Annotated in this window: 26 protein-coding genes; 12 read left to right on the top strand and 14 right to left on the bottom strand. The window is 41.9% G+C overall.

The window, feature by feature from the left end; all coding sequences use genetic code 11:
* Position 1 precedes the first annotated feature (1 nt).
* Positions 2 to 1,318 (top strand): ATP-binding protein, encoded by a 1,317-nt coding sequence (locus AC4MC0_RS12690; RefSeq protein ID WP_279676748.1) that lies wholly within the window; start codon positions 2 to 4, stop codon positions 1,316 to 1,318.
* Here the strand turns inward: AC4MC0_RS12690 and AC4MC0_RS12685 are convergent.
* Positions 1,308 to 2,018 (bottom strand): phosphatase PAP2 family protein, encoded by a 711-nt coding sequence (locus tag AC4MC0_RS12685; RefSeq protein ID WP_279698946.1) that lies wholly within the window; start codon positions 2,016 to 2,018, stop codon positions 1,308 to 1,310. The genes AC4MC0_RS12690 and AC4MC0_RS12685 overlap by 11 nt on opposite strands.
* Positions 2,019 to 2,182: 164 nt before the next feature.
* Here AC4MC0_RS12685 and AC4MC0_RS12680 point away from each other — a divergent pair, with 164 nt between their 5' ends.
* Positions 2,183 to 2,875 (top strand): HAD family hydrolase, encoded by a 693-nt coding sequence (locus AC4MC0_RS12680; RefSeq protein WP_335996986.1) that lies wholly within the window; start codon positions 2,183 to 2,185, stop codon positions 2,873 to 2,875.
* A gap of 70 nt (positions 2,876 to 2,945) precedes the next feature.
* On the opposite strand, the gene AC4MC0_RS12675 is transcribed toward AC4MC0_RS12680, so the two are convergent.
* Complete coding sequence (locus tag AC4MC0_RS12675; RefSeq protein ID WP_058952170.1) at positions 2,946 to 4,133, bottom strand: ammonium transporter; 1,188 nt, start codon at positions 4,131 to 4,133, stop codon at positions 2,946 to 2,948.
* 717 nt (positions 4,134 to 4,850) lie between these two features.
* Here AC4MC0_RS12675 and AC4MC0_RS12670 point away from each other — a divergent pair.
* Positions 4,851 to 5,573 (top strand): carbonic anhydrase, encoded by a 723-nt coding sequence (locus AC4MC0_RS12670; protein ID WP_335997054.1) that lies wholly within the window; start codon positions 4,851 to 4,853, stop codon positions 5,571 to 5,573.
* A 62-nt stretch (positions 5,574 to 5,635) separates the two neighbouring features.
* Here AC4MC0_RS12670 and AC4MC0_RS12665 read toward each other — a convergent pair whose 3' ends face one another.
* The 5 genes from AC4MC0_RS12665 to AC4MC0_RS12645 form a co-directional block, all read right to left on the bottom strand.
* Positions 5,636 to 6,361, bottom strand: a complete 726-nt coding sequence (locus tag AC4MC0_RS12665; RefSeq protein ID WP_010326224.1) for an amino acid ABC transporter ATP-binding protein — start codon at positions 6,359 to 6,361, stop codon at positions 5,636 to 5,638.
* Between the two features lie 14 nt (positions 6,362 to 6,375).
* Positions 6,376 to 7,059 carry an ABC transporter permease subunit gene (locus AC4MC0_RS12660; protein ID WP_087010391.1) on the bottom strand — a complete coding sequence of 228 codons (684 nt, stop codon included), beginning with the start codon at positions 7,057 to 7,059 and terminating at the stop codon, positions 6,376 to 6,378.
* A complete protein-coding gene (locus tag AC4MC0_RS12655; RefSeq protein WP_004981232.1) occupies positions 7,059 to 7,802 on the bottom strand; it encodes an amino acid ABC transporter permease in 744 nt (247 codons plus the stop codon). Before AC4MC0_RS12655 ends, AC4MC0_RS12660 begins: the two co-directional genes overlap by 1 nt.
* 68 nt (positions 7,803 to 7,870) lie before the next feature.
* On the bottom strand, positions 7,871 to 8,815 hold the full coding sequence (locus AC4MC0_RS12650) for a transporter substrate-binding domain-containing protein (RefSeq protein ID WP_010326225.1): 945 nt from the start codon (positions 8,813 to 8,815) through the stop codon (positions 7,871 to 7,873).
* A 565-nt stretch (positions 8,816 to 9,380) separates the two neighbouring features.
* Complete coding sequence (locus AC4MC0_RS12645; RefSeq protein WP_004694572.1) at positions 9,381 to 9,803, bottom strand: hypothetical protein; 423 nt, start codon at positions 9,801 to 9,803, stop codon at positions 9,381 to 9,383.
* Positions 9,804 to 10,090: 287 nt separating this feature from the next.
* Here AC4MC0_RS12645 and AC4MC0_RS12640 point away from each other — a divergent pair, with 287 nt between their 5' ends.
* The 4 genes from AC4MC0_RS12640 (at position 10,091) to AC4MC0_RS12625 (ending at position 12,811) form a co-directional block, all read left to right on the top strand.
* A complete protein-coding gene (locus AC4MC0_RS12640; protein ID WP_005399956.1) occupies positions 10,091 to 10,369 on the top strand; it encodes a hypothetical protein in 279 nt (92 codons plus the stop codon).
* Between the two features lie 163 nt (positions 10,370 to 10,532).
* Entirely contained in the window at positions 10,533 to 12,239 is a 1,707-nt protein-coding gene (locus tag AC4MC0_RS12635) for a mechanosensitive ion channel (RefSeq protein WP_201950609.1), read from the top strand.
* Positions 12,240 to 12,299: 60 nt separating this feature from the next.
* On the top strand, positions 12,300 to 12,491 hold the full coding sequence (locus tag AC4MC0_RS12630; protein ID WP_201950610.1) for a hypothetical protein: 192 nt from the start codon (positions 12,300 to 12,302) through the stop codon (positions 12,489 to 12,491).
* Positions 12,492 to 12,658: 167 nt separating this feature from the next.
* Positions 12,659 to 12,811, top strand: coding sequence for a hypothetical protein (locus AC4MC0_RS12625; RefSeq protein WP_162841315.1), 153 nt, complete (start codon positions 12,659 to 12,661; stop codon positions 12,809 to 12,811).
* 22 nt (positions 12,812 to 12,833) lie between these two features.
* Here AC4MC0_RS12625 and AC4MC0_RS12620 read toward each other — a convergent pair whose 3' ends face one another.
* From AC4MC0_RS12620 to AC4MC0_RS12600, 5 genes are all read right to left on the bottom strand, one after another.
* Positions 12,834 to 14,033 (bottom strand): BaiN/RdsA family NAD(P)/FAD-dependent oxidoreductase, encoded by a 1,200-nt coding sequence (locus tag AC4MC0_RS12620; RefSeq protein WP_335996987.1) that lies wholly within the window; start codon positions 14,031 to 14,033, stop codon positions 12,834 to 12,836.
* A gap of 64 nt (positions 14,034 to 14,097) precedes the next feature.
* Positions 14,098 to 14,967: a 1-aminocyclopropane-1-carboxylate deaminase/D-cysteine desulfhydrase gene (locus AC4MC0_RS12615; RefSeq protein WP_335996988.1), complete on the bottom strand. Its 870-nt coding sequence runs from the start codon at positions 14,965 to 14,967 to the stop codon at positions 14,098 to 14,100.
* Positions 14,968 to 15,030: 63 nt separating this feature from the next.
* Complete coding sequence (locus AC4MC0_RS12610; protein ID WP_335996989.1) at positions 15,031 to 16,191, bottom strand: HlyD family secretion protein; 1,161 nt, start codon at positions 16,189 to 16,191, stop codon at positions 15,031 to 15,033.
* A gap of 32 nt (positions 16,192 to 16,223) precedes the next feature.
* On the bottom strand, positions 16,224 to 17,873 hold the full coding sequence (locus tag AC4MC0_RS12605) for an MFS transporter (protein ID WP_078388382.1): 1,650 nt from the start codon (positions 17,871 to 17,873) through the stop codon (positions 16,224 to 16,226).
* 13 nt (positions 17,874 to 17,886) lie between these two features.
* On the bottom strand, positions 17,887 to 18,435 hold the full coding sequence (locus AC4MC0_RS12600) for a TetR/AcrR family transcriptional regulator (RefSeq protein ID WP_078388383.1): 549 nt from the start codon (positions 18,433 to 18,435) through the stop codon (positions 17,887 to 17,889).
* Positions 18,436 to 18,964: 529 nt separating this feature from the next.
* Between AC4MC0_RS12600 and AC4MC0_RS12595 the strand changes: the two genes are divergently transcribed.
* The gene (locus AC4MC0_RS12595; protein WP_004694549.1) at positions 18,965 to 19,168 is read left to right on the top strand and encodes an NF038215 family lipoprotein; all 204 of its coding nucleotides are present in this window, start codon (positions 18,965 to 18,967) and stop codon (positions 19,166 to 19,168) included.
* Between the two features lie 207 nt (positions 19,169 to 19,375).
* On the opposite strand, the gene AC4MC0_RS12590 is transcribed toward AC4MC0_RS12595, so the two are convergent.
* Complete coding sequence (locus tag AC4MC0_RS12590; RefSeq protein WP_078388384.1) at positions 19,376 to 19,831, bottom strand: DIP1984 family protein; 456 nt, start codon at positions 19,829 to 19,831, stop codon at positions 19,376 to 19,378.
* A 471-nt stretch (positions 19,832 to 20,302) separates the two neighbouring features.
* Positions 20,303 to 21,922 carry an oleate hydratase gene (locus AC4MC0_RS12585; protein WP_491887120.1) on the bottom strand — a complete coding sequence of 540 codons (1,620 nt, stop codon included), beginning with the start codon at positions 21,920 to 21,922 and terminating at the stop codon, positions 20,303 to 20,305.
* A gap of 445 nt (positions 21,923 to 22,367) precedes the next feature.
* Between AC4MC0_RS12585 and AC4MC0_RS12580 the strand changes: the two genes are divergently transcribed.
* The 4 genes from AC4MC0_RS12580 (at position 22,368) to AC4MC0_RS12565 (ending at position 24,838) form a co-directional block, all read left to right on the top strand.
* On the top strand, positions 22,368 to 22,991 hold the full coding sequence (locus AC4MC0_RS12580; RefSeq protein ID WP_078388386.1) for a LysE family translocator: 624 nt from the start codon (positions 22,368 to 22,370) through the stop codon (positions 22,989 to 22,991).
* Between the two features lie 110 nt (positions 22,992 to 23,101).
* A complete protein-coding gene (locus AC4MC0_RS12575; protein WP_491887119.1) occupies positions 23,102 to 23,773 on the top strand; it encodes a CsgG/HfaB family protein in 672 nt (223 codons plus the stop codon).
* A gap of 13 nt (positions 23,774 to 23,786) precedes the next feature.
* A complete protein-coding gene (locus AC4MC0_RS12570; protein ID WP_078388388.1) occupies positions 23,787 to 24,164 on the top strand; it encodes a DUF4810 domain-containing protein in 378 nt (125 codons plus the stop codon).
* Complete coding sequence (locus AC4MC0_RS12565; RefSeq protein WP_491887118.1) at positions 24,161 to 24,838, top strand: DUF799 domain-containing protein; 678 nt, start codon at positions 24,161 to 24,163, stop codon at positions 24,836 to 24,838. The genes AC4MC0_RS12570 and AC4MC0_RS12565 overlap by 4 nt, the downstream gene beginning before the upstream one ends.
* The last annotated feature ends 35 nt before the right edge of the window (positions 24,839 to 24,873 follow it).

The raw sequence follows: 24,873 nt of genomic DNA, 5'->3' as shown, positions 1-24,873 counted from the left end.
GATGGCGAAGTCGACTCCTGTTTCCTTAAAGCGTCAACTGATTACCTATACCTCTTTATTTAGTATTGTGATGGGCTGTTTGTTGGTGATTGCAGCATATCGCATTGCACTTGAAGAGACCAATGAGATACTCGATGCACAAATGCGTAATTTGGCTGAGCGTGTTGCAGCGCATGATCCCGCTCCAATTAAGAGCGAGTTTGAAGCGGACAGACACTATCACGAAGAAGATTTATTTGTAGATGTCTGGTCGTATGGACTGCCTGAACAACGGCAACATGAGTTTGATTTATTAATACAACCTGTTAAAAAAGCTGGATTTTATACCCATCACACAGCACAAGGCTTATGGAATACCTATGTGCTGCCAACAGAGAAGTACCAGATTCAAGTCAGCCAGCAGCGCAGTGTAAGACAAAAACTGGCTTTAGAGCTGGCGGCCAATATGTTGATTCCATATTTACTGTTTATGCCTTTGGCTTTATGGGGACTGAGTTGGATTATTGGGCGTAGTCTAAAACCCTTAGATGAGTTTAAAGCGGAACTTGCACAGCGTGAACCCTATGAACTAAGTGAGATTCGGCCCGATGGTTATCCACTGGAAATTCTTCCGACCATTAATGAAATGAATCGTTTATTTGAACGAATTTCGCTGTCGCAACAAGAACAAAAGCAATTCATTGCCGATGCCGCGCATGAGCTCAGAACCCCCATTACAGCACTGAATTTGCAAATGAAAATTTTGCTGCATGAATTTCCTGAACACCAAGCCTTAAAAAACCTAAGTTTAGGCTTAATTCGGACTCAACATTTGGTGTCACAACTGCTCAATTTGGCAAAACAGGATGCTTCTGTACCGAGTTTAGAACCTACACAAAGACTAGGGCTAAGTGATGTAGCGGTTGAATGTATGGAGCAACTGATGGAGCTGGCGCTAGCGAAAAACATTGATTTGGGCTTAGAACAGCATGAAGCACTTTGGATAGAAACTCAAAGTTCAGCCTTACATTCGATTGTTTATAATCTCTTGGATAATGCGATTAAATATACCCCTGAACAGGGCGTGATTAATGTCTCTATTTATCAGCAAGATCAACAAGCGATTGTTCAAATTGAAGACAGTGGGCCGGGCATTGCACCAGAACTTTATGATCATATTTTAAAACGTTTCTATCGCGTACATCATCATCTGGAAGTCGGCAGTGGACTGGGCTTATCCATTGTCGATAAAGCCGCGGAAAAAATTGGCGCCAAACTGCACTTTGGACAAAGTACAGGATTGGGCGGCTTACAAGTTCAAGTGATCTTTAAGCTGTAGTTTCGGCTTGATTTGGGCTGGACAGTGTAAATTGCTTATAACACAGCGCATATGCCAGTACATTGACCAGCCAAATCACCCATGCCGTCCATAAATTGTGACTGAGGAAATGTGTACCCCGCATCATTTGCGCCCAACCCATTACAAAGCCTAGAACTAGGGCAGCAAGCAAATAAAACCACGCCCGTTTGGGTTCATTTAGACGGTATACGAAATATCCCACAAAGAGCGCAAAACCTGTCGCAGCATGTCCTCCAGGAAAACAATGTCCTGCGCTGGCGGATAAGTCCCAAAAGAAATCATGTGTCGTGGCTAGAGTCATGTCCCATGGACAGGCATGTGCGGATTGTGATTTTAAAATCCCAATGAGACTGGTACTGATGAGTACTAAACCAATGAAATAGCCATTTTGCCAACGCTGGGGTTTTAACGCAGCCCATTTATATGAAGCGAGCCATTTCAGCAAATAAATCACATACACTGCGATGATGATGTCTTTGACATAACGGTGATTCAGTTCTGCTAAGGCCCAGTCGCGCTTTAGTGGAAAATGACCTGTTTGATCCATAAAAGGGTGAATCAGTTGTAAGTCGATGGTGCCCGCCACAGGGAAGAGCAGCCACAATACGGCAAAACCTAGCGTCAAAATAAAAAACTGAAGGATGAAAAAACGTTGCTGATCCGACACAAGTGAGGCCATGTTCTGAAAATAAGCGCTATTCAAACAGCGTCAGCTTAAGCGAGGCTTAACATAAACGCTGTTTCATCGGCTTTAGCATGATCTGTGCTTTGGTTATCGTTTTATGGCGAATACAAAGTGTCGGTTCAGTGTTACATTTGCTCTCAAATACATGAGGTTTAAACATGTCGATACGTGCTGTTCTATTTGATTTGGATAATACCTTGACGCATCGTGGACGAAGTGTTGCGGCTTTTAGTCAAGATCTTGCCGATACTTATCAAAGCCAACTTAACTGCGTTGATGTGGAGCAGATTGAGTCGATTGTGAATCGGATTGATAATGGTGGTTATCCCTTAAAAGAGTATTTAACTCATCCCAGCATCGGTGCTTCAGTGGCTTATGCGTTGCTACAGGAGTTAAACTGGCAGGTGGCTCCGCATTTAGAAGAATTAAGCAATTTTTGGTTTGAACAGTTTGGTCGCAGTGCTGTGGCGATGCCTGAGGCTGAGCAAACACTGACCCGTCTAAAGCAAGCAGGATATAAACTCGCCATTATTTCAAATGGTGGTCATACCACACGGCTGTCTATATTAAATGGCTTGGGTTTTCAGCATTATTTTGATGTGATCAATAGCTCTGGATTGTTTGGCCAAGCCAAACCCGAAGTTGATATTTTTATTGACACCGCACAGCAACTGGCTGTTGATGTGGAGCAGTGTTTATTTATCGGTGATCATCCTATCAATGATGTACAAGGTGCACAGCAGGCAGGAATGCAAGCACTGTGGTTATCAGGCTTTCATGTTCCTTCAGTACAGATGTCTGCACCGAGTATCACGGCATTGTCCGAGATTTTTGATTATTTAGAGCGCTAAAAGCCTCTTATCATGTTCAATACGAATAAAAAAAGCGGCCCATGTGAGCCGCATTAAAGTGGAAATGTGTTTAGAACATACTGTCATCTGAGTTGGCAGAGATTTTATGAATAGATAAATCTGCACCGCGAAATTCATCTTCTTGACTTAAACGGATGCCCATCGTGGCTTTTAAAGCGCCATAGACCACCAATCCACCAATAACAGCTATACCTATTGCTAAGAGCGTACCAATCAGCTGTGACATCATCGCAACACCGCCCAAACCACCAAGCCATTTTTGACCAAAGATCCCGACTGCAAGCCCACCAAAGGCACCACATACGCCGTGCAAAGGCCATACACCGAGTACATCATCGACTTTTAGCTTGTTTTGGGTGTAGGTGAAAAGTTTGACAAAAATCAGTCCAGCAATAGCGCCAATCACCAATGCCCCAATCGGGTGTACGACATCTGAACCTGCACAAATTGCCACGAGACCAGCTAAAGGGCCATTGTGTAAGAAGCCAGGGTCATTTTTTCCTGCGAAGTTGGCTGCTAAAGTTCCGCCAACCATGGCCATAAGTGAGTTAATCGCCACCAGTCCTGAAATAGCATCCAAACGCTGTGCACTCATCACATTAAAGCCAAACCAACCCACGATCAAAATCCATGAACCTAAAGCCAAGAACGGAATGGACGAAGGAGGATGCGCACTGACACGACCATCTTTTTTGTAGCGACCATCACGTGCACCGAGTAGAACCACAGCAGCCAGAGCTATCCAACCTCCCATAGCATGTACCACCACTGAACCTGCGAAGTCATGGAAACTTGCACCGAAAGTATCTTGTAGCCACTGTTGTAAACCAAAGTTGCCATTCCATGCGATTCCTTCAAAAAAAGGATAAACCAAGGCCACCAATAACACGGTTGCAATCGCTTGTGAGCGCATTTTGGCACGCTCGGCAATACCGCCTGAAATAATGGCTGGAATTGCGGCCGCAAAAGTGAGCAGGAAGAAACAGCGCATCAGGTTATAACCATGATCAGCTGCTAAGGTATCCCCGATATGGAAAAAATGGTGTCCATAGGAAATGTAATAACCTACAAAGAAGTAGGCAATTGCGGAAAGTGAAAAGTCCGTTAAAATTTTGCTTAAAGCGTTGACTTGATTTTTATGACGAACTGTCCCTAGTTCTAAAAAAGCAAAGCCCGCATGCATGGCAAGGACTAAAACCGCACCAAGAAGAAGAAAAAGTAAGTCAATATTTTGCATGTTTAGGTTCCATTTGAGTGCAAAATTTTGCAAAAAGAAACTCAGTATACTGATGCCTGTAATTTCGTGAAGATCTCAGCAAAAAGGAAATATTGATTAAGTTTTGCTTAAAAATAACAAGACTCGATATAAAGCAAAAGTATGCACCATGATGGTGTTTGTGCATTGCAGTGGTGCATGGGTTAAAATATAAATTAATATTAAGTTTATGAATATATTATGGTTATCTAAGTTTTTACATTTTAAATATACAGGTGTATATTTTATCTCTTGAGCTAAGCCAAAAAAGCAGTAACTCAAAAAATGATAAAAAAATTCGGTCAGCAACTATTTTTATTTGAGTCTTCGTTGCTTTGTTCTCTTTTGGAACGCTCATGAAATGTGCGTGCTGATTGTGCATCAGTGAAAGTTTTTAAACATGATTGTATTTTCTCATTCTTATTTTAATTTATCACAGATAAAACATGAATAATCACATAACTATATGTAATTAATTGTAATTATTGTCATATATGATCAGTCCTATTTGATCGTTTTACATCTACAGCGAGACAAAATAGTCGGGCAATATTGGCTTTTTGCTGAAAAGTCATGATTACAGAGTTTGCACAAAAAACAAAGACAAGCAGCAGAATTGGCATTTTAGGTTTTGCTGCTTGAGCGTGATTTCTTAGAGGATATGGGACGTTTTAAACCGATATTTTTTGATGGATTATGATGAATAAAAAAGTAATAGCAACATTGTTTGGTCTCCCATGTGTAGTGGCTTGGGCCAGTAGTGAAGTAACTTCGGATTGGGGTTATCAAGCACAAACAGCACCGCAGTATTGGAGCCAGCTCAATAGCAAATACCAAACTTGTGCGGGGCATAATCAATCGCCCATTAATATTGAGCATGTTATTTCAGCAGACCTTGCGCCACTTGATTTTGATTATAAAACGGCTGCAACGAGTATCGTGAAGCTCCCTCATACTTTACAAGCCAATTTTCATCAAGGCAGTTATTTAAGTTTAGAGGGAGAACGATTTCAATTATTGCAAATGCATTTACATAGCCCTTCAGAAAATACGGTTCACGGTAAAAGCTTTCCGATGGAATTACATTTAGTCCATGCTTCTGAAAAAGGCGAGCTGGCTGTGATTGCGATGATGTATGAACAAGGGAAAAAGAATCAAGCACTTGATGGACTGTGGCAGCAGTACAGGCAACCCCAGAAAGTATTCAATTTAAACGCAGATCAATTTCTGCCGACACATCGCGAGTACTACCGTTTTAATGGTTCGCTCACGACACCACCGTGTACTGAAGGTGTACGTTGGGTGGTCTTAAAAGATATTCAGCAGGCATCAGCACAGCAAATCGCAAACTTCGCTGCACTGATGGGGTATCCGAATAATCGTCCTGTTCAAGCCACCAATGCGCGCTTGGTTTTAGACTAGAGCGTGAATTAAAAAAGCAGATCATGTGATTTGCTTTTTTAATGTGGGATAACACGTCTGTGCTAGTGCAAGATCTTGTCTAAGAACTGTTGAGCACGATCACCACGTTTGGTGTTAAAGAAATCATCTTTGCTACAGTCTTCGACAATTTTACCTTGATCCATAAACAACACACGGTTGGCCACTTGGCGGGCAAAGCCCATTTCATGGGTGACACACATCATGGTCATGCCTTCATGTGCCAACTCGACCATCACATCAAGAACTTCATTAATCATTTCAGGGTCAAGCGCCGATGTAGGCTCATCAAACAACATGGCAATCGGATCCATGCTTAATGCACGGGCAATTGCGACACGTTGTTGTTGTCCACCTGAAAGTTGTGCTGGAAATTTATGTGCATGTGCACTCAGCCCAACCCGCTCTAAATAGCCTAAGCCTTTCTTTTTCGCTTCAGCTTCAGAGCGTCCCAATACTTTAATTTGGGCAATGGTTAAATTTTCAGTAATGCTGAGATGTGGAAACAACTCGAAATGCTGAAACACCATGCCTACGCGACTGCGTAATTTGGTCAAATCTGTTTTCGGGTCTTTGATGGGAATTCCATCGACTGTGATTTGACCTTGTTGGAAGGCTTCCAATCCATTCACTGTTTTAATCAGGGTCGATTTGCCTGAGCCTGATGGGCCACAGACCACCACCACTTCACCTTGGCAAATTTGTGTGGTGCAATCGGTTAAGACTTGAAAATCGCCATACCATTTACTGACATTTTGGAGGTCAATCATTACTTTTTGGTCGCTCATACGCTTAACCTCCTTTGTAATCGTTTTACTGCATATGTGGCTAGCATACTGATGGTGAAATACACTAGGCCTGCAAATAAAATATATTGCGTTAATAGAGACATCAAATCGCCCCGCACGTAGTTGGTGCGGAAAAAGTCGAGTAGGCCAATGGCGTACACCATGGTCGAGTCTTGGAACAAGATGATGGTTTGCTGTAACAGCAGCGGTGTCATTTTACGAAAGGCTTGCGGCAAAATGATTAAGCGCATGGACTGACCATAGGTCATGCCTAGTGCATAAGCCGCGGCAGACTGTCCTTTAGGAATCGATTGAATCCCTGCACGTACAATTTCCGAGAAATAAGCCGCTTCAAACAGCATGAACGCCACAATACTTGAGACCAAAGCGGTATCAATGGTCAGGTAATTTCCCGTGACTGTGGTGTAGATGAACGGTACAGCAAAGTAGAACCACATCAATACCAACAGTAGAGGAATCGAGCGGAATAAATTGACATAGCCTTGGGCAATTAAATTCAGGATGCGAATTGAAGACAAACGCATCAGTGCCAACAGCGTGCCAATGAAAATACCACCAATGGTGGCGATGATGACCACTTTTAAAGTGATACTTAAACCATGCCATAGGGCGGGTGCAGATAACTGCAAATCATGGATAAATGCGGTGAGCCATTCCATTATTTAGCTCCTGCAATTAAACCTGGGACACGTAAACGTTTTTCCAGCAGCGTCATTAAGGTAATTAAGCACACGTTGATAACGATGAAAATAATCGTGACATAGGTATAGATTTCAATGGTGTTCTGCGTATATTCGCTGATGGTTTTCATCTGCGAAATAATCTCGGAGACCCCAACTAAAGAGGCCACAGAAGTATTTTTGACGCAGTTGGTCAGCTCTGAACTCAGAGGCGGTAAAATCGTACGGAAGGACTGCGGTAAAATGACATAGCGGTATAGCTGTGCGGTACTAAAACCCATGGCATAACCTGCATTGACCTGTCCAGTAGGTAAAGCTTCAATGCCTGTGCGGACTTGTTCGCAGACACGTGCTGCGGTAAACAGTCCAAGACCAATACTGGCTGAAATCAGCGCTGTTGTTCCTGCACTTAAATCGTTAATCCACCATGACTTAATCGGGCCAGGTAAGAAATTCGGCACAACATAAAACCAAATAAATAATTGGATCAGTAGCGGTACATTACGAAAAATGGTGACGTAGCCAGTGCCGATGGCACGTGCGGTTTTATTGGGAAGCGTGCGCATAATGCCGAGAATACTTCCGAGCACCATTGCAATGCTCCAAGCCACAATGGCAATAACAACCAGCCAGCCTAAACCAATTAAAATCCAACTGAGATAGGTGCTATCTCCGACGCCTGTGGATTGCCAAAGGACGCCCCAGTTCCAGGTATAATTCATGACAATCCCCTAAAATAGGTCAGGCAAAGAAACTTTGCCTGAGTGAACATTAATCTTTCCTTTATCGTTTACTGATCACGGTCATGTGGGTTTGCAATTAAGGCTTTAAGTTGGTCTGACATAGCAAAGTTCAGGTTAATATTTTTCGGTGGAATCGGTTGTTCAAACCATTTGTTGTACATTTTGTTAATTTCACCTGAGCTATAAGTGGCTTTAATTGCATCATCAACCACTTGCTTAAAGCCAGTATCGCCTTTACGCAACATACAGCCATAAACTTCTTGAATTGGTGCTGTACCAACAATGTGCCACTTGTTTGGATCTTTGGCTTTCGATTTTTCTCCAGCAAGTAAAATGTCATCCATCATAAACGCAGCAGCACGACCGCTTTGGAGCATCAAGAATGATTCAGCATGGTCTTTGGCAGAAATCACTTCACCAATACCGAGTTCTTTTTCATGCTGACGGATATAGCGTTCAGAGGTTGTCCCTGCTGTCGTTACTAATTTTTTGCCTTTTAAGTCAGCAAAATCCTTCACACCTGAATCGGTTGCAGTAAGTAAACGTGAACCCACTTCAAAGAAGCCCACAGAAAAATCAACTTGTTGCTGGCGTTCTTTGTTGTTTGTGGTTGAACCACATTCAAGATCGACTGTGCCATTTGAAACCAATGGAATACGGTTTTGGCTGGTGACTAAGTTATAGCGAACTTTTAAATCAGGCATATTTAGTTTTTGTTTAACAGCTTCAACCACTTTGAGCTGTAAATCATGTGCATAACCGACAGGTTGATTTGGGTTGTCTGCGATATAGGAGAATGGAATAGAGGAGTCACGGTAACCTAAAACAATGGTTCCTGATTTTTTAATCTTATCTAAAGTGCCTGACTGTGAAGCATCTGCGCCAGTGCTAGCTGCATCCGTTGCAGGTGCTTTGTTGTCGCTACATGCACTGAGGCTCAGCGCAAGTGCACTTGCACAAAATAGGGCAGAAAGATTACGTTGCATGGTCATGTACAAACTCCTTTTGTTTGCAGCATCAATTGCATTGTTTTTATCAAAAACGTCAGAATTGGGTTAAAGCTTTATTCTGTGCAAAAGATGTTCTTTTTATGGTATTTTTTTACAGCTTAGTCTGCATCTTAATCGAGATTGCTTTTGCTGCTCAAGTGGGATTTTTAATATTTTGTTAATAATGCTTTAAATAAGTGCATCGCTATATTCCTCTGATATTAAAAAGAAAATTATGCATAATGCGTGCCATTTCAAGTTTTATAATTCATTTTATTAGGCTAATGTCTAATGCCACAGGGTTGGCTATGCGTTTCGTTATGGATGCATGACAGAATGGATTTTGTTCGTGTAGAACATGCTAAAACTGCAATAGCAAAGAAAAGTGCTTTATTTTGAAGATGATCCGTTTTATGACGCAGCATAAAAGATCAGTTAGATTTTTTTTACTGTCCTACGTTTTTCGCAGAGTATTAAAAACTAAAAATAAAAGCGACTGTACGTTATGAACAAATGACGGGGCACAATCGCAAGGGGAGGAGATGAGCAGGTGTGTATCGAGAAGTGCTTAGTGCACAAACATATCCATATATTCACGGATTTCAGAAATAGCCGTTTCAATATCAGTCGTCAGCCATGTTGGCTCAAACAGTCCAATATAGTGATCTAAACGGTCTTGAGGTACAACTAAACGCACAGGACATTCTTCTTCCAGTAAGCGCCAAGGAATGATGGGTGTTTCATTGTCTAAAAAGGCTTGCACATTTCGAATGTCAATAATCATGGCATTGACACATTCAGGAAAAGGCATCACTGAAAACTCTTCAGTACGACGACGGAAAAACTCCAGATCGCCCCATTTTAGAATATAACTAGGCTTAGAAAATTCAATAATACCAATAAGATGTTGGTCTCGCGTGTAGTGCAAATGACATTGGTGCGTAACATCAGTGTCTAAATCAAGCGTTACACTTTGTTGACGATATGCCATAAAGTCCAAAAACAGCTAAAACAAGGTGCATAATTATAGCGCAAATTCAGTTGAAGAGCGCTGTTCGCCAGACTCTTTTTGTCTACGCCTATATGAAATACTTTTTATATGACCTTTAACATTGATTTGACAGAAGAGTGACTGTTTTTAAAACCATAAAAAATAACAACTTAACTTAAAATAAAGCGCTTGTTTACTATCTCACTATGCTTTGAAACACAATGCTACACAAGCAGTTGTTAGTATGAGAATTCGACAACTTGATAATAGAAAATTGAGGGGGAGCTATGACACATGATTTCAATAAACCGTCCCATGTACAAACGCCAGAGGAGCGGCAGAAGAAAAAACGCGTGCCCTTGTATATATTGGCATTGGTCGGAATTTTCTTAATCGCATTATTATTTTATATGTTTGCAGATACCAAGCCAAATCCGAATGAGGCGCCTCCAGGACATCCGAATCCGAGTGCAGAGCCTGCAACACCAAATAACAGTACCACTGCAACAGCAGGTGACGAAGCGACAGCCAACGATAGCAATACGGCGACTGCAACTGACCGCTAAATGTGACTAAAGCCCTTGTAATGTACAGGGGTTTTTTCTTTAGCAGTCATCAAAAGGTATTCCATTTCTCATTCATACCTCATGGCAGACAATCACTTCAAAACTAAAATCTGTAGTTGAGCAAAGGTCGCTGTGATGTAGACACAACAAGAGGGAGAACAAAATGAATGATTATGTAGGGCATCAGGGTCGATTTGATGCGATGTATTATTGGGACCAGTTTCACCCAATCCTGTCCGCAATCGCCATCCTGATCATTGGTTGGATTATTGCATTATTGATTGCAGGTGCTGTGAAAAAGGTTTTAACCAAACTCGGGACCAACCAAAAACTTTCCAGTGCTACTGGCCATCGCTCGAATATTGAAAATATTATTTCTCGAGTTGTGTTTTGGCTCATCTTGATTATTGCGGTGATCGGTGCACTCAATGTTCTCAATCTCACCAGTGTAAGTGGGCCATTTAGTAATATGGTTCAACAGTTCTTGTTGTTTATACCACAATTGTTGGCTGCTGTTGCTGTGGGCTTTATTGGCTGGATTGTGGCAAAGCTGGTCAAAGTGGGTTTACAAAAAGGATTGGATCGAACTCAGTTAGATGAAAAACTCAGTCAGGATGTCGGAGTCAGTACGCTGAGTCAAAACATCAGTGAAATTGTCTATTGGTTGATTTTATTACTATTCTTACCCATTGTTTTGTCGATACTCGGTCTGACTGGGCTGCTCTTTCCGATCCAAAATATGGTCAATGAAGCCGTACTGTATCTACCAAATATCTTTATTGCGGGTGTAATTGTTTTTGCAGGTTATATTCTAGCCAAAATTGTACGGGGCATTATTGAGGGCTTATTGAGAAGCCTAGATGTACAAAAACAGGTTGAAAAAGTAGGACTGTTTAAAAACTCAGATTTGGCTAAAGTGCTCGGATCTTTTGTTTTTGCAATGGTTATTATCACAGCGCTGATTATTGCGTTTGAAGCTTTAGGCATTGATGCAATTTCTCAACCAGCGACGGCCATGCTGTATGAAATCATGAATGCAATTCCGCACATCATTGCAGCGGCATTAATTTTAATTTTGGCCTATGTGGTGTCACGTTTTGTCGCAAGTCTTGTGGTTGAAGTCTTGTCGGGAACAGGTGTAGATGACATTCCAAACAAAGTTGGCTTGCAACGTTTCTTAGGAAACACCAAAGCATCTTGCGTTGTGGGTTATTTCATTGTGTTCTTTACCATGTTATTTGCGGTCTCTGAAGCAGCAAATCGACTCGGCTTTGAACAGATCAGTGGTTTGATTGCGATGTTTATCCAGTTTGGTGCAAACATCCTATTGGGTGCAGTCATTTTGGGTGTGGGCTTCTGGTTGGCGAACTTGGTTGCACAGGTGATTGAGCGTGGTGAATACAATAGTTCTCGTTGGGTGGCGAACATTGTACGTGTCTTGATCATTGGCTTGGTGTTGGCGATGGGCTTGCGTGCAATGGGTATCGCAGATTCAATCGTAAACTTGGCCTTTGGCTTAACGCTGGGTGCGGTTGCCATTGCATTTGCACTGGCTTTTGGTCTCGGTGGGCGTCAACCTGCGGAACGGGTTTTGACCGATTTGTTGGATAAAGCCAAAAAAGAAGGTGCGCAACCGAATCCACTTTATCAGGCCAAAGCTGAAAGCACGCAATCCGCACAAGGCAAAGAAGAACATGCCTCACTGAAAGAGCAAATGGATACACCAACGGTTGCAGAGGAATATCAACATGCAGATGATATTCCAACTACAGCAGAGGTCGATCCTGCACATAAACCTTTAAATAAACCTTTTGGTTCAACGGGTGAGGCCGAACAAGATATTGATGTTCACCCCAAAGATCCAGACTAAATTAATCACACTAAACACCGACCGCTGATGGCGGTTGGTGTTTTTTATTGGAGTAAACTGATGTCAAAAAAAGCCCCAAATAAATATTTTGCCCCAATCATCATTGCGGGTATTACGGTTGGATTTTTTGTGAGTGCTTATAAATTTGTCTTTGCAAAACCGAAAATCGATACAACAACACACGCTAATGCTGAAAGAATACCGACTGCGGCAATTGAAGGTTGTGATGCGGATGAATCTGATGAAAAATAATACAAAAGTCTATAGTGTGGAATGAACTTTAATTTGGTATGTTTGATGCATGTGGAATATGGATATTTCATAAATTAGAAATACTTACATGCCTATACTTTTGTGATAGCTGCATGGACATTTCACGATTTATTTTTATAAATTGCAGTTTAAAAAGGAAAAAACAGATGATGCAAATATTAAAAAAAACATTGATGACGAAACATTCAGTGATCCAGCCGAGCCATGTCCATATTGCCATTGCGAAAATGGACTTAGCGCTTGCCCGTCAACAGAAGCAAAAGCAGTGCGTACTGCTACGCACGGACTATTTAGAATAATTTACAGTTTTAAGCACATGGCTTAAACATATTCTGATGCGGCATGCGCAGATGACCATGCCCATTGGAAGTTAAAACCACCCAAATGTCCTGTCACATCCAATATTTCACCGACAAAGTACAAGCCTTTTTGCTTTTTACTTTCCATGGTTTTCGATGAAACTTCAGTGGTGTCTACACCGCCTAAAGTCACCTCAGCAGTACGGTAGCCTTCAGTTCCTGATGGTTTGACTTCAAACGCATGCAAGCGTGTTGCAATGTGCTCCAGTTTTTCATCCGACAGTTGGCCAATCGCTGTTTCAGCCAGTTCTGGCCAAATGAGGTTTTGCAGTTCAACTACCACACTTTTAGGGAAATGTTCACCCAGTAAAGTACGCAGCAGGGCTTTGGATTGACTGTGCTTCTTGGCTTTTAAGTAGTCGTGCAAATCCACATTTGGCAAGAAGTCAATTTTGAAGCTTTGTCCTACATCCCAATAATTCGACAGTTGTAGCGAGCTTGGCCCACTGAGCCCACGATGGGTAAATAAAAGGGCTTCGGTGAAAGCGTTTAAGTCATTCGATAAAGTCGCATCGACCGCGTTGCCACTTAAGCGTGTGGTCACTTCTTTAAAGCTATCTGAAAAGGTAAAAGGCACTAAACCTGCGCGAGTTGGATAAACATGGTGACCAAATTGCTTTGCAATTTCATAGCCAATACCTGAGCCACCTAAGGTCGGAATAGATAAACCACCCGACGCAATGACCACAGATTCGGCTTCAAAATACCTTAGTGTCGTGGCAATTTGAAAACCTTGCTCATCGAGTGCGGTAATTGCTTTTACTTCACAGTTGGTTTTAATGTCGACCAAACCTGTTTTTTCACACTCGCTCAATAGCATGGCTAAAATTTCTTTGGCACCTTTGAGGGTGAACAGCTGACCGTGTTTACGCTCTTCATATTCAATACCATACTCACAAACCATCCCAATAAAGTCCCAATTGGTATAGCGAGTGAGGGCTGAAATCACAAAGTGTGGATTATGTGAAATAAAGTTGCTTGGCTCGACATACAGATTGGTAAAGTTACATTTACCCCCACCTGACATGAGAATTTTTTTGCCGACTTTATTGGCTTTTTCTACAATGACCACTTTTCGTCCGCGTTGAGCTGCCATATAGGCTGTCATTAAGCCAGATGCACCTGCACCTAAAACTAAGACATCATATTGATTTGCGGACATGACACACTCACGGGAGAATAAAGCAGGGCATTATAGACCATCTTTTTTGCTTTTTCAGGACTATCTAAAGTGTGGCTAAACGACCTTGTAGCCCACCTGAATGAATCACCAAAATACGATGATCTTTGGGGAATGTACCTTGTTGAATTAAATCGATTAAGCCCAACAGCATTTTACCTGTGTAAATTTGTTCCAGTGGAATGTTATATTGCTGCTCAAAGGTACGGATAAATTGTAAGAGTTCGGGAGTAGTTTTGGCATAACCACCACAGCAATATTGATCGGTAATTTGCCAATTCCGTTTTTCAGTCAGTTGCTCTAGTTCTCGACTTAAAAAATTACCTTTGAGCGCGGAGAAACCCAAAAGGTGTTGCTGTGAATGACTGGCTTCAATCAGACCCGCAATGGTGCCACCTGTGCCCACGGCACAACAAATCAGGTCATAATTTTCTCGATCCGTATCAGAGAGAATTTCTGAGCAGCCTTGAATGGCAAGGGGATTGGTTCCTCCTTCGGGAATCACATAATAATCAGGGTAATCTTGTTGTAACTGTGCTAAGTAGGTTGGGCTTTGCTTTTGCCGATAGGCTTCTCGCGTCATAAACTGCAATTGCATGCCGAATTGCTGTGCTGTATTTAAAGTTGTATTCAGGGGTTTATAGGCCAGTTCTTCGCCTCGAATAATGCCTAGACTCTCAAAACCAAATAACTGCGCTGCATAAGCCGTTGCGGCAATATGATTGGAATAGGCACCGCCAAAAGTCAGCAGTTTTTTATAGCCTTGTTGCTGCGCCGCCAACAGATTGTATTTCAGTTTAAAAAATTTATTGCCTGAAATGTGTGGATGGACCAAGTCTAAACGTTTGATGCTGATATTGATCCCGTCAATTCTGATGTGCTGATAGGGAATGGACTGTACAATCTGTTCAAACATAGGACTTTAATCAATCAGGTTGAGTGCTTAGTGTAAGTGAAAAGTCGTGGTTTCTGCACAGAATTAACGCTGTGCAGAGTGGGTATCGACCGAGCTAATCACGGACATGCCTGGGCGTAAATTTTCAATACCTGTTTGATTCGGATCAATTGCAATCCGTACCGCAATGCGTTGTACCACTTTGGTAAAGTTACCTGTTGCATTATCAGCTTTAAGTACACTGAACTCTGAACCCGCCGCTGGGGAAATTTGCTCGACATGACCTGTAAATTTTTGATGATTTAAGGCATCCACCGTGAACCATGCTTTTTGTCCAATTTTCATGTTAGCAATTTGAGTCTCTTTAAAGTTAGCCGTGACCCACGTCTGTTGTGGAATCAGATAGAGCAACTGTGTGCCTGCTGCCACATATTGTCCCACGCGTGGGTTCACTTCACCCAGTTGTCCATCCATCGGGGCGATAATACTGCTGTAGTTTTTGGTGGTTTTGGCTTGATCCAGTTGCGCAGCGGCATTGGTCACTTGAGCTTTGAGTCCTGTTTCAGCCACTTGTGCGGTTTTGAGCGCTTCTTTTGCTACCAAGACATTGGCCTGTGCTTGTTGCAGTAAGGCTAAATTATTTTGGGTATCGGCAAAGGCTTTGTCTTGTTCCGATTTAGACGCTGCGCCAGAGTCGCCCAACTGTTGATAGCGCTGCTGTTGTGCCAATGACAGTTGATACGCTGCTCGCGCTTGTTCGACCTTGGCTTCTGCCGCCACAATATCGGCTTTACGCTGTGCAATATTTTGACTTTGATTGGAGAGGTTATTTTGGGCTTGATCCACGCCAGCTTCAGCCTGTGTGACTTTTTGGTCATAAGTCGTGGCATCAATATGCATCAACACCTGTCCTTTTTTGACGTGATCAAAATCACTGACCAATACATCTTTGACATAGCCATTAATTTGCGAAGAAAGCACTGTGGTTTTGCCTTTGACATAGCTGTTGTCAGTGGACTCAACCGCACTGTCAAATGGTCCAATTTTCCATGCCCATAAAATGATTCCGATACCGATGATCAGTACTAAAAACATCAAGATCAGTGTACGTTTCGCTGTTGGAATCAGTTTACTCGAAGGTGGCGTAATCGGTGTTGCTGCTACCGCGGGCTGTTCCGACTGAGAGGCATTTTCAGACGTTGCGGTTGTTTCAGCGGGAGCTGCTGGTTTTTGATCTTCAGACATAACAATTTCTCAATAAATAGGGAGCAATGGCATTAGACATGACCGATTTTCGCTTGTTGTCGCAGTTGATATTGATTCCGTGCAATCAGGAATGTCCCCCACAACAACAACAGCATAGCAACAACGCCATTAAAGCTAATCACATCGTTATAGGCACGAACTTGAGCCTCTCGAGTCACCACTTGATTGAGATTTTTTAAGGCTTGTTGTTGCTCTAACTGCTGATCGAGCGTGTAAGTATGCGAACTTTGTTGATACGCTAAAAGACGCTGTGCAATCAATGGATTGGTTTCGGGAAGTTGTTGAATCATCTCAGCACGATAGTTTTGGGTTCGGACTTGTTGATAGGTGGAGTAAAACGATGAACCGACTAAGCCACCAAAAGTTTGGGTCGCTGAAAATAAAACAATGAACGTGACAATATGGGTGGGGCCTTTTTGCATGGCGCTTAAGATACCCGTGATCAAGAGTGGACCAATAAATACACCACTGGCAAAGCCCACCAAAAACTGACTGCCGTAGAAGTTGGAAGGGCGAATATCGCTGGTGAGGTGAAAATCTAGCCCGCAAGCAATCAACACCAAAACTTCTGCTAATAGTAAGTGCCAAATAATCCGTTCACGTGAAAAAGTGATGGCACTAAATAAGGTTCCAGACACGATGCCGAAAAAGATCACCACATAGAGCGGGACAAATTGATCGGGGCCCATGCCCATAGTTTTGAGAAAACTGACGGCAGCATAACTTTGCTCCGACATTAAAAAGCGAATTGCAAAGGCTCCGATGATAAAACGAAGCGTGGATGATGTCCCCAGCCAACGCGTCATAATCAGTGGATTGACCCGATAATGCTCATAGACCAAACCAATCACAATCAGGCTGAACCCTGCAATGAGCAAATAGGCCAACCATTTCACTTCAAACCACCACAAGATAGGCCCTTGAGTCAGCACAATACACAAAAAGGCAAAACCGGGCGCAAGCAGGGCAAAGGTGAAAAAGTCCTGCTTTTCAAAAACAGCAATTCTTAAACTACGGGGCAACTTAAGCGACACCACCATTGCGAAACAGCACAGGGCTAAACCAATTTCAAAGGTATACAGGACATTCCAGTTATTCACATCAATGAGATAAGGCGAAATGATCCAAGCCAGTGGAATGCCGAGCTGTTGGAAGCCTAAAGCCAAATAGATACTGCGACCAAAATTTTCCCGCTTAAAGGCCTGCATAATGTAATACATGCCTAAAGAGCTGAGCGGTGCGGCAACCATGCCGCTGATAAAACGCACCAGTACGGCCATTTCAAAGGTATCTACAAAGACGTGTAAAACCAAAACCACAATAAAAATCAGTAAGCCAATTTCAGAGAATAGACGCAGACCGTATTGCTGGCGGGCTTTAAATAGAATCAGGTTCGCACTGACATTGGCCATCACATAAGCTGCGGGGATCCAAGCCACCTCAGAGGGTGTTAGTCCATATTCACCCTGTATTAAGGGTAAATTTGCAGTAATGAAACCGTTACTGAGACTGGCAGACAGTGCGACAAACAAACCAATAAAAAAATATATGAAGCGCTTAGGCGTGGAGTGCGCAATCACGGCAGGAGAGCCGGGTAGGGTTGGTTTTTCTTCGGCTGTCCAGTTTGGCGCAGGTTCGAGTAAACGTGGTGGCTGTGTCATGAGTGGTGACCTTTTATGCCCGAATACCATTGAGTAAGAGCTCAATCGCACGTTGTGCAAGTTGTTGTTGCTCTATATCGGTCAGCCCTTGGAATGAAGTCCTTAAAATGGCCGTAATCATGGCGTAATCTTGAGTGGTTAAATCGGGGCGACATACGCCGTGCCGAATGGCTTGATCAATCAAAGGCTGTAAAATCGCATCGCGGCGTGCGTAGATATCGACCATGACGGGATCATTACGCTCAATCACTCGCCAATATTCCATCAGTGCAGTTAAATACGGTAAGTTATAGACATGGTTTTCAATTAAACGAATAAAACCATCTTCATACTGAGAAAATGCTTCTGCACGAATTGCGAGGCGTTCCAAAGCTTGTTCCATTAAGGCAATCACCAAAGCACGACGGTCATCAAAATTACGATAAAAAGTCGCCCGTCCGACATTGGCTGCGTCAATCACCTGTTGTAAGGGCGCATTTATCCCGTGTGTACGAAAAACCTGAACTGCGGCTTCCAGCAATTCCTCGCGGTTTTGTGCAGCGCGCTGTTGGCGACTGGTCATGGTGATTATTTCATTTAATTGGGGAGTGCTATTATTTAACGGACAAAAGTGTCCGTTGTAAATATTCAATCCTGTAAGATTTTGTAAATCAGGTTGTCTTTTTCTAATTTAATCTAATTTCGATAAGAAATAGGCGACTCGGAAACGTTATCTACAACCTGCATGGTGTAAATAAGATAATGTTTTATTCGCTATATTTGAATAAATCCAAGGAATGAACAGGTTTTGCAGATGACAATGGTTTTACCTACTTTTGACTAAACAAAAGTAGGGCGAGCCGCAGGCTGATGAAGAAATTGAATAAAACAAGATAGTTTTTTCAATACATCGGATAAATGTTTAAGTCTAATTTTAGTGAGCTTAAATTACTCATGTTATTGTTTTATTTATGAATGATTGATATTTATTTTATAAAGAAAATTCGCAGAGAACCATCATTTAGATGGATAAGAGTTGTAACAAAGTCGATAGGATTGGAAAAATAAAAGTGCTATGCTGAAAGAACAATAATGATAAATGAGGGGATATAATGAAAACCTTATCTACCCTAGTATTGGTTTTATTGCTCACTCAACTGACCGCGTGTGATGCAAAAAAGGATTTGAATCAGCCTAGAACTGAGGCTCGTACCATGATTATTGGTGGTGTTCCTGTGCATGATCGTGACTATAAACTACCATCACAAGAAATGGCTTTTAATCAGAAAACGCCTACACAGGCTGATACGTACTAATAGGTGAAAATAGGGAGGCATATTGTCAGTACATGGTAGTGCAAGGTGCGATGTGCAGTATAAAAGATGCATTGTGCTACGTCAGATTTGTGAAAATGTGAAGTAGACGTCTTACTTCCTGCAAACGTTTGTTGAATTAAAGCCTTACAAACGTATAAAAGGCCTTGTACTCGCCCAATATGCCCAAACTGTTGTGGCTCAAATTGGCTAGATCAGTTCGATTTGCCAATTTGAAGCTTGAATCTCTAAGTTATTTTGCCTGAGTTGCTGGCTAATTGCATCCGCTTGTTTTTGCAAGTCTGCAACCACAATAGTTTTAACCCAGCGAATTTCACTCGAACTATAACGACCATTTTCATGTCGTGAGCTGTCGATGGCCTGTTGAATAATACGATGCTGTTGTGTGAGCAAATCACGTGTGTTTAAAACACTGAGCATGGATTGACCCGTGCTGGTTTTAGCTTGAGCATTGGTCGCATGAATTTTTTCAATCAGATGATGTAACTCTGTATTCACACTAAAAGCCTCACCAATCAGCGCATTCGGGTCTTCACTCAGTTCATCGCCTTCTTGGATTAGCACATTATTGTTGATGCGTTGTTGTAAAGAGGCGAGTTTGGTTTGTAAGTCACTACGCAATAAAAGTGCTTCTGCTAGTTTCATAGATTTATTTTTAAAGTTTTAGATGAGTCTTATGCTGCATCTGTGCAATCAAAGCTGCAAGTGAGTTTTGTAATTTTTATGAAATCTAAAATCATGAGAAAACGATAGAAAAGTATTTAGTCAGTTTCGGTATTTTATTTAAAACGTGGAGATGTTTTTCCTATGTTGATTAGTCAATTTATTTACTAATGAGGTATAAAGTTTTATCTAATTTTTCTTTTTATCCAATTTAAAATTAGGTGTGTACACGGCCTCAACTTTCAATAAAGTATAAAAGGTGTTTATGTAGGTAATACCCTTACTTTTGATAGGCCAAAAGTAAGCAAAAGCCTTTGTTATCCATACATAACATCCCTATTATGATGGATAACGTGTGGCATCCCTGCCACACTCGCGTATCCAAACGTTGCTTAAATTAAACTATGTAATAGTAGCGACATAAATGTGCTCTTATCGCTATAGATTAGAAGTTTAGTGGAACACGGTTTCCAAAGCTTTCAAACCGACTTTCGGATCAAGCAGACCATTGTAAATTTCAGGGATTTCACGTTCCACCCCAAAGAATTCATAAATGGCAAGCATCGCCCCACGAACTGAATATTCCACAGTAAAGACCACATCGTCTTCAATTTCCACAAACTGTCCAAGGAAAGCAAAGTTTTGTGAGCCTTGAGGAATCACCTGAGGACGATCTCCCGGTTTACGGCAGGCAAACAGGGCAGAGGCGTATGGCATCATGGCTGTGGTAACATCAGTCGTTGTCAAAACATGATCTAAAATGTCGTCAAAACCGAGCTGTTTAATCAGTTCTGTTAGGATTTCTTGCCCTGTGGCTTCGGACATTGGTTTTTTGATGTAATCGCCTATATGGTCAATTTGGAAACCGTAGCCCCATAAGGTATATAAACCTTCAGGTAAGTCGGCAAAGTGTGGCTGTGCAGGAACCACAATGGATAAATGCCAACCCGACTCATACCAAGTCATCAGTGCGCCTGTGCCTGGTTCATTGCCTGTATAGTCAATAATGCGTTTAAGCAGCACGTCATCTTTCATGGTCAGAGTGAAAGACTCCCACTTATGTTCATCGACATTGCCATAAAAGGTCATTGGACGGCCAAAGTCTGGGGCTTTTTGTGCTAGCGTTTCCCAAAGTGTCCAGCCATGGTCTTCTCGATGACGAACGAGGGCAGGCACGTCATGATTACCGCCATAACGTGAGTCCGCAGTAATGGAGCCTAGAGTGAAAATGGCTAAATCATTGGATTTCAGATTAATTTGCTCTGAGCCTTCAGGCAATTGTACATATAGGCGTGAAGCATGGCGTTCTTGGGTTTCAGCATTGGTAATGAAGTCCGCATCTGTGACATAGTGACCAAAACGCACATCGACGCCTTGTGCGACTAGCCAACGCTGTAGGGGCAGAATCATCGAGTCATATTGATTGTACTTGGTACGTTTCACACCTGCTAAGGTATGAATGCGTGGCAATTCTTGAATAAAACGCAAGAAATAGCGTCTTAACTCTGCTGCACTGTGCCATTTTTGAAAAGCGAAAGTCGTGCGCCACATGCGCCAGAAATTGGTTTCAAAAAAGGCTTCATCAAAAAACTCATCAATGCGGCGGCTACCAATTTTTTCTTCTTTTGAAGCCAATAGGCGCAGCATCTGTGCACGATGTAGCGTATTCAGACCAAGCTTTGCCGCATCCGCAATGACATGTTTGGCATCAATTAAACGTGCATTGGCGTGGGTTTTCACTTGTTCATTAAACTCACGACATTCTTCACGCACTGAAATGTCTGGATTTTCCAAGGATGGAATACTGGAAAATAAGTCCCATAGGCACAGATAGGTTTCATCGGTCAGCATCCGCCCACCACGTGTTACCCAAGCTTGCGCGGCATGCGGTGTATGTCCGCCATCCATCGAGCCGCCTGAAATATCGAGTTCTTCTAAAATATGGATATTTTTGGCAGGGACTTTGGCATCACGGATCGCAAATGCAGCAGCAGCCATACCTGCAATACCACCACCAATGATCCAAAGATGGGACTGTTGAGCGTCTAATGGGGTGCGCTTCTTATTTTGCATGGTTCACCTTTAATTATGATGTTAAAAATTATGAAGTTAAAAAATGTGGTTTTTAGAAATAAAACCTTATAAATAGTAAGTCTTTTTATATATGAAAAATGTATGAAAAGGGAAGCAATTCCCCCATTATATTTTGTAATCAAAAATAAGAACATGATGGCTATTTTTAATACACATTTGTCTTTTTATTAAAATTGAATATGATCTAAATAACTGATGTTGAAGTTTATTGTTGAGTAATTGCTCTATTATTGTTTTCACTATGGCCTATGCCGAATTTACTTAAAAATAGGCTTTTTATTTATCATTAAAAAATATAATGGGTGTACAAGCTGTGGCTTGATTACGATATAAATGTGAAAAATAACTGATAAAGTGAATATCGTAAAAACTTTGTTTAGCGTAAAATCGCAGCTGATAAATTCTCTCAATTTAGAGGTCACTCTTGGAATCATTTTGGATTTTGGGCTCCATTGCCTTTGCATTAATGTTAGGCGCAATGAGCCCTGGACCGACGTCGATTTATGTAGCAAAAAATTCGATTGCGATTTCTCGAAAGCATGGCCTCTTTACCGCACTGGGGACAGGAACAGGCGCAGCTGTTTTTGGTCTGTTGGCTGTACTTGGTTTACAAGCCTTTTTGTTGGCAGTGCCGTCAGCGTATTTGGCCTTAAAAATTTGTGGTGGGATCTATTTGCTTTGGCTCGCGTTTAAAATTATTAAACATGCCAAAGAGCCAATTGAGGCAGATCATTCCAGCTCAAAAGCAATGACTTTACGCCGTGCCTTTATGACTGGTTTAATTACTCAGCTCTCCAACCCTAAAATTGCGATTGTTCTAGCCAGTATTTTTACTGCACTTTTACCCAAAGAAATCCCAACCTATTACTATTATGTACTGCCTATCCTGTGTTTCTTTATTGATGCGGGTTGGTGTTCGTTGGTTGCAGTGGCGTTGTCTGCTGAAAAGCCGCGCCGCGTGTATTTGAAGTTTAAAGCAGTATTTGACCGCGCAGCAGGGGCGGTGATGACGGTGTTGGGTTTAAAACTGATTTTTGGAATGAAGTAATCGGTCTGACAACAACAAAACTGGATTTTGTATAGGTAACTAAAAGCTAAATGGTTATAATCCCTTTGATTTTTTAATGATTTTTAAATTAAAGATTTGAGGGATAAATTTTGAATAAATCTATATTTTTGGCCGTTTTGAGTGGCTTAGCATTATCTGCATGTTCAACAACAGAAACGTCAAAAACAATTCAATCACCGCAAGTAACAGCGGCAGTGGCGACCGTTAAATACGCTGGCGCTAAAACGCCTGTATCTGTAGGAAAATTTGACAATCGCTCAAGCTACATGCGTGGCATTTTCTCAGACAACGTTGACCGTTTAGGTGGTCAAGCAAAAACTATTTTAGAAACGCATTTACAGCAATCGGGCTATTTCTCTGTCCTAAACCGTGACAACCTTGCTGAATTACAACAAGAAGCAGGTTTTACTAAATCCTCTCAAGCCATCAAAGGCGCACGTTATGTATTAACGGGCGACGTGTCTGAATTTGGCCGTAAAGAAGTCGGTGATCACCAGCTATTTGGCATATTGGGTCGTGGTAAAACCCAAATTGCTTATGCCAAAGTGAACTTAAATATTGTCGATGTAAGAACAGCAGAAATTGTTCACTCTGTGCAAGGCGCAGGCGAGTACGCACTCAGTGAACGTGAAATCTTAGGTTTTGGTTCTACCGCTTCTTATGATTCAACTTTAAACGGTAAAGTTTTAGATTTGGCTGTGCGTGAAGCGGTTAATAATTTGGTGTTGGATATTCAAACCAATAAGTGGTCTGCGCAGTAATTGGTTTGAATCAATGAAAAAAATCGTATTGGTTTTAGGTGCGATCTGCACCATGACTTTGGTGGGCTGTGTTTCAGCGCCAAAATCGTTATATAGCTGGGGCGAATACCCGCAGCAAACTTATCTGATGTTGAGTCTGCCAGAAAAGACTTCTCCACAAGAACAGATTGGCAAACTTGAAAAAGATATTGAAAAAGCCAAAGCCAAAAATGCAGCAGTGCCTCCGGGCTTGTATGCACATTTGGGTTTGTTGAATTTAAATATCAATAATGGGCCACGTGCTGTTCAGTATTTTGAACTTGAACGTCAAACCTACCCAGAGTCGACAGTATTAATGGATCGTCTTTTGAAAAAAATGACAGCCCAGTCTGCGGCAGGGAGTGTGAAGTGAAACATTTCAAAAAACTATGCGTACTTGGCCTTGCAATGACACTCTTCACAGGTTGTGCTACGACACCAAAAAGCAATCGTGACTTATCTGCATATCATGCCAATATGCCAAAATCCATTTTGGTGTTGCCGCCTGTAAATGAGTCACCCGATACACGGGCAACCTATGGGTATTGGTCTACCGTGACTTTACCTGTAGCAGAAGCGGGCTATTATGTGTTCCCCATTTCTGTGGTCGATACGCTATTTAAAGAAAACGGCGTAACCAATGGCTATGATGCGCAGCAAATTCCAATTCAGAAACTCAATGAAATTTTTGGAGCGGATGCCGCACTGTATGTCAAAGTCAAAGAATATGGTTCTAAATATCAGGTGATTCAATCGACCTCGACCGTTGCGGTCGAGGCGAAATTGGTGGATTTAAAAACCGGAGCATTATTATGGGAAGGTCAGGAAAAAATCCAACAAGCCAATAATAACAACAACGCCGGTCTGGTCGGGATATTGGTGGGTGCCTTGATTGACCAAATTTCTAATCATTTATCTGACAAAGCTTATGTACTGTCTAACAGTGTGAGTACCCAGTTGTATGCTCCGCAGTTGATGCAGCAAAAAGGGTTGCTATATGGACCTCGTTCTCCGCATTTTGTACAAAACTCGATGAGTCCACAGTAGTAAAAAAAATCCCCTCAAATGAGGGGATTTTTTAT

The sequence above is a fragment of the Acinetobacter sp. CAU_H_S139_7 genome, from assembly GCF_058599305.1.
Note: the sequence above shows the minus strand (reverse complement) of the source record. Positions and strands in the feature narration are given on the sequence as shown.

Excerpts from the sequence above, each read along its gene's own strand:
- AC4MC0_RS12600 (WP_078388383.1), bottom strand. The coding sequence starts at position 18,435 with ATGACCAGTCGCCAACAGCGCGCTGCACAAAACCGCGAGGAATTGCTG.
- AC4MC0_RS12665 (WP_010326224.1), bottom strand. The coding sequence starts at position 6,361 with ATGATTGACCTCCAAAATGTCAGTAAATGGTATGGCGATTTTCAAGTC.
- AC4MC0_RS12630 (WP_201950610.1), top strand. The coding sequence starts at position 12,300 with ATGTCAAAAAAAGCCCCAAATAAATATTTTGCCCCAATCATCATTGCG.
- AC4MC0_RS12675 (WP_058952170.1), bottom strand. The coding sequence starts at position 4,133 with ATGCAAAATATTGACTTACTTTTTCTTCTTCTTGGTGCGGTTTTAGTC.
- AC4MC0_RS12680 (WP_335996986.1), top strand. The coding sequence starts at position 2,183 with ATGTCGATACGTGCTGTTCTATTTGATTTGGATAATACCTTGACGCAT.
- AC4MC0_RS12590 (WP_078388384.1), bottom strand. The coding sequence starts at position 19,831 with ATGAAACTAGCAGAAGCACTTTTATTGCGTAGTGACTTACAAACCAAA.
- AC4MC0_RS12650 (WP_010326225.1), bottom strand. The coding sequence starts at position 8,815 with ATGACCATGCAACGTAATCTTTCTGCCCTATTTTGTGCAAGTGCACTT.
- AC4MC0_RS12685 (WP_279698946.1), bottom strand. The coding sequence starts at position 2,018 with ATGGCCTCACTTGTGTCGGATCAGCAACGTTTTTTCATCCTTCAGTTT.
- AC4MC0_RS12570 (WP_078388388.1), top strand. The coding sequence starts at position 23,787 with ATGAAAAAAATCGTATTGGTTTTAGGTGCGATCTGCACCATGACTTTG.
- AC4MC0_RS12635 (WP_201950609.1), top strand. The coding sequence starts at position 10,533 with ATGAATGATTATGTAGGGCATCAGGGTCGATTTGATGCGATGTATTAT.
- AC4MC0_RS12655 (WP_004981232.1), bottom strand. The coding sequence starts at position 7,802 with ATGAATTATACCTGGAACTGGGGCGTCCTTTGGCAATCCACAGGCGTC.
- AC4MC0_RS12610 (WP_335996989.1), bottom strand. The coding sequence starts at position 16,191 with ATGTCTGAAGATCAAAAACCAGCAGCTCCCGCTGAAACAACCGCAACG.
- AC4MC0_RS12620 (WP_335996987.1), bottom strand. The coding sequence starts at position 14,033 with ATGTCCGCAAATCAATATGATGTCTTAGTTTTAGGTGCAGGTGCATCT.
- AC4MC0_RS12645 (WP_004694572.1), bottom strand. The coding sequence starts at position 9,803 with ATGGCATATCGTCAACAAAGTGTAACGCTTGATTTAGACACTGATGTT.
- AC4MC0_RS12640 (WP_005399956.1), top strand. The coding sequence starts at position 10,091 with ATGACACATGATTTCAATAAACCGTCCCATGTACAAACGCCAGAGGAG.
- AC4MC0_RS12690 (WP_279676748.1), top strand. The coding sequence starts at position 2 with ATGGCGAAGTCGACTCCTGTTTCCTTAAAGCGTCAACTGATTACCTAT.
- AC4MC0_RS12660 (WP_087010391.1), bottom strand. The coding sequence starts at position 7,059 with ATGGAATGGCTCACCGCATTTATCCATGATTTGCAGTTATCTGCACCC.
- AC4MC0_RS12615 (WP_335996988.1), bottom strand. The coding sequence starts at position 14,967 with ATGTTTGAACAGATTGTACAGTCCATTCCCTATCAGCACATCAGAATT.
- AC4MC0_RS12670 (WP_335997054.1), top strand. The coding sequence starts at position 4,851 with ATGAATAAAAAAGTAATAGCAACATTGTTTGGTCTCCCATGTGTAGTG.
- AC4MC0_RS12625 (WP_162841315.1), top strand. The coding sequence starts at position 12,659 with ATGATGCAAATATTAAAAAAAACATTGATGACGAAACATTCAGTGATC.
- AC4MC0_RS12605 (WP_078388382.1), bottom strand. The coding sequence starts at position 17,873 with ATGACACAGCCACCACGTTTACTCGAACCTGCGCCAAACTGGACAGCC.
- AC4MC0_RS12585 (WP_491887120.1), bottom strand. The coding sequence starts at position 21,922 with ATGCAAAATAAGAAGCGCACCCCATTAGACGCTCAACAGTCCCATCTT.
- AC4MC0_RS12595 (WP_004694549.1), top strand. The coding sequence starts at position 18,965 with ATGAAAACCTTATCTACCCTAGTATTGGTTTTATTGCTCACTCAACTG.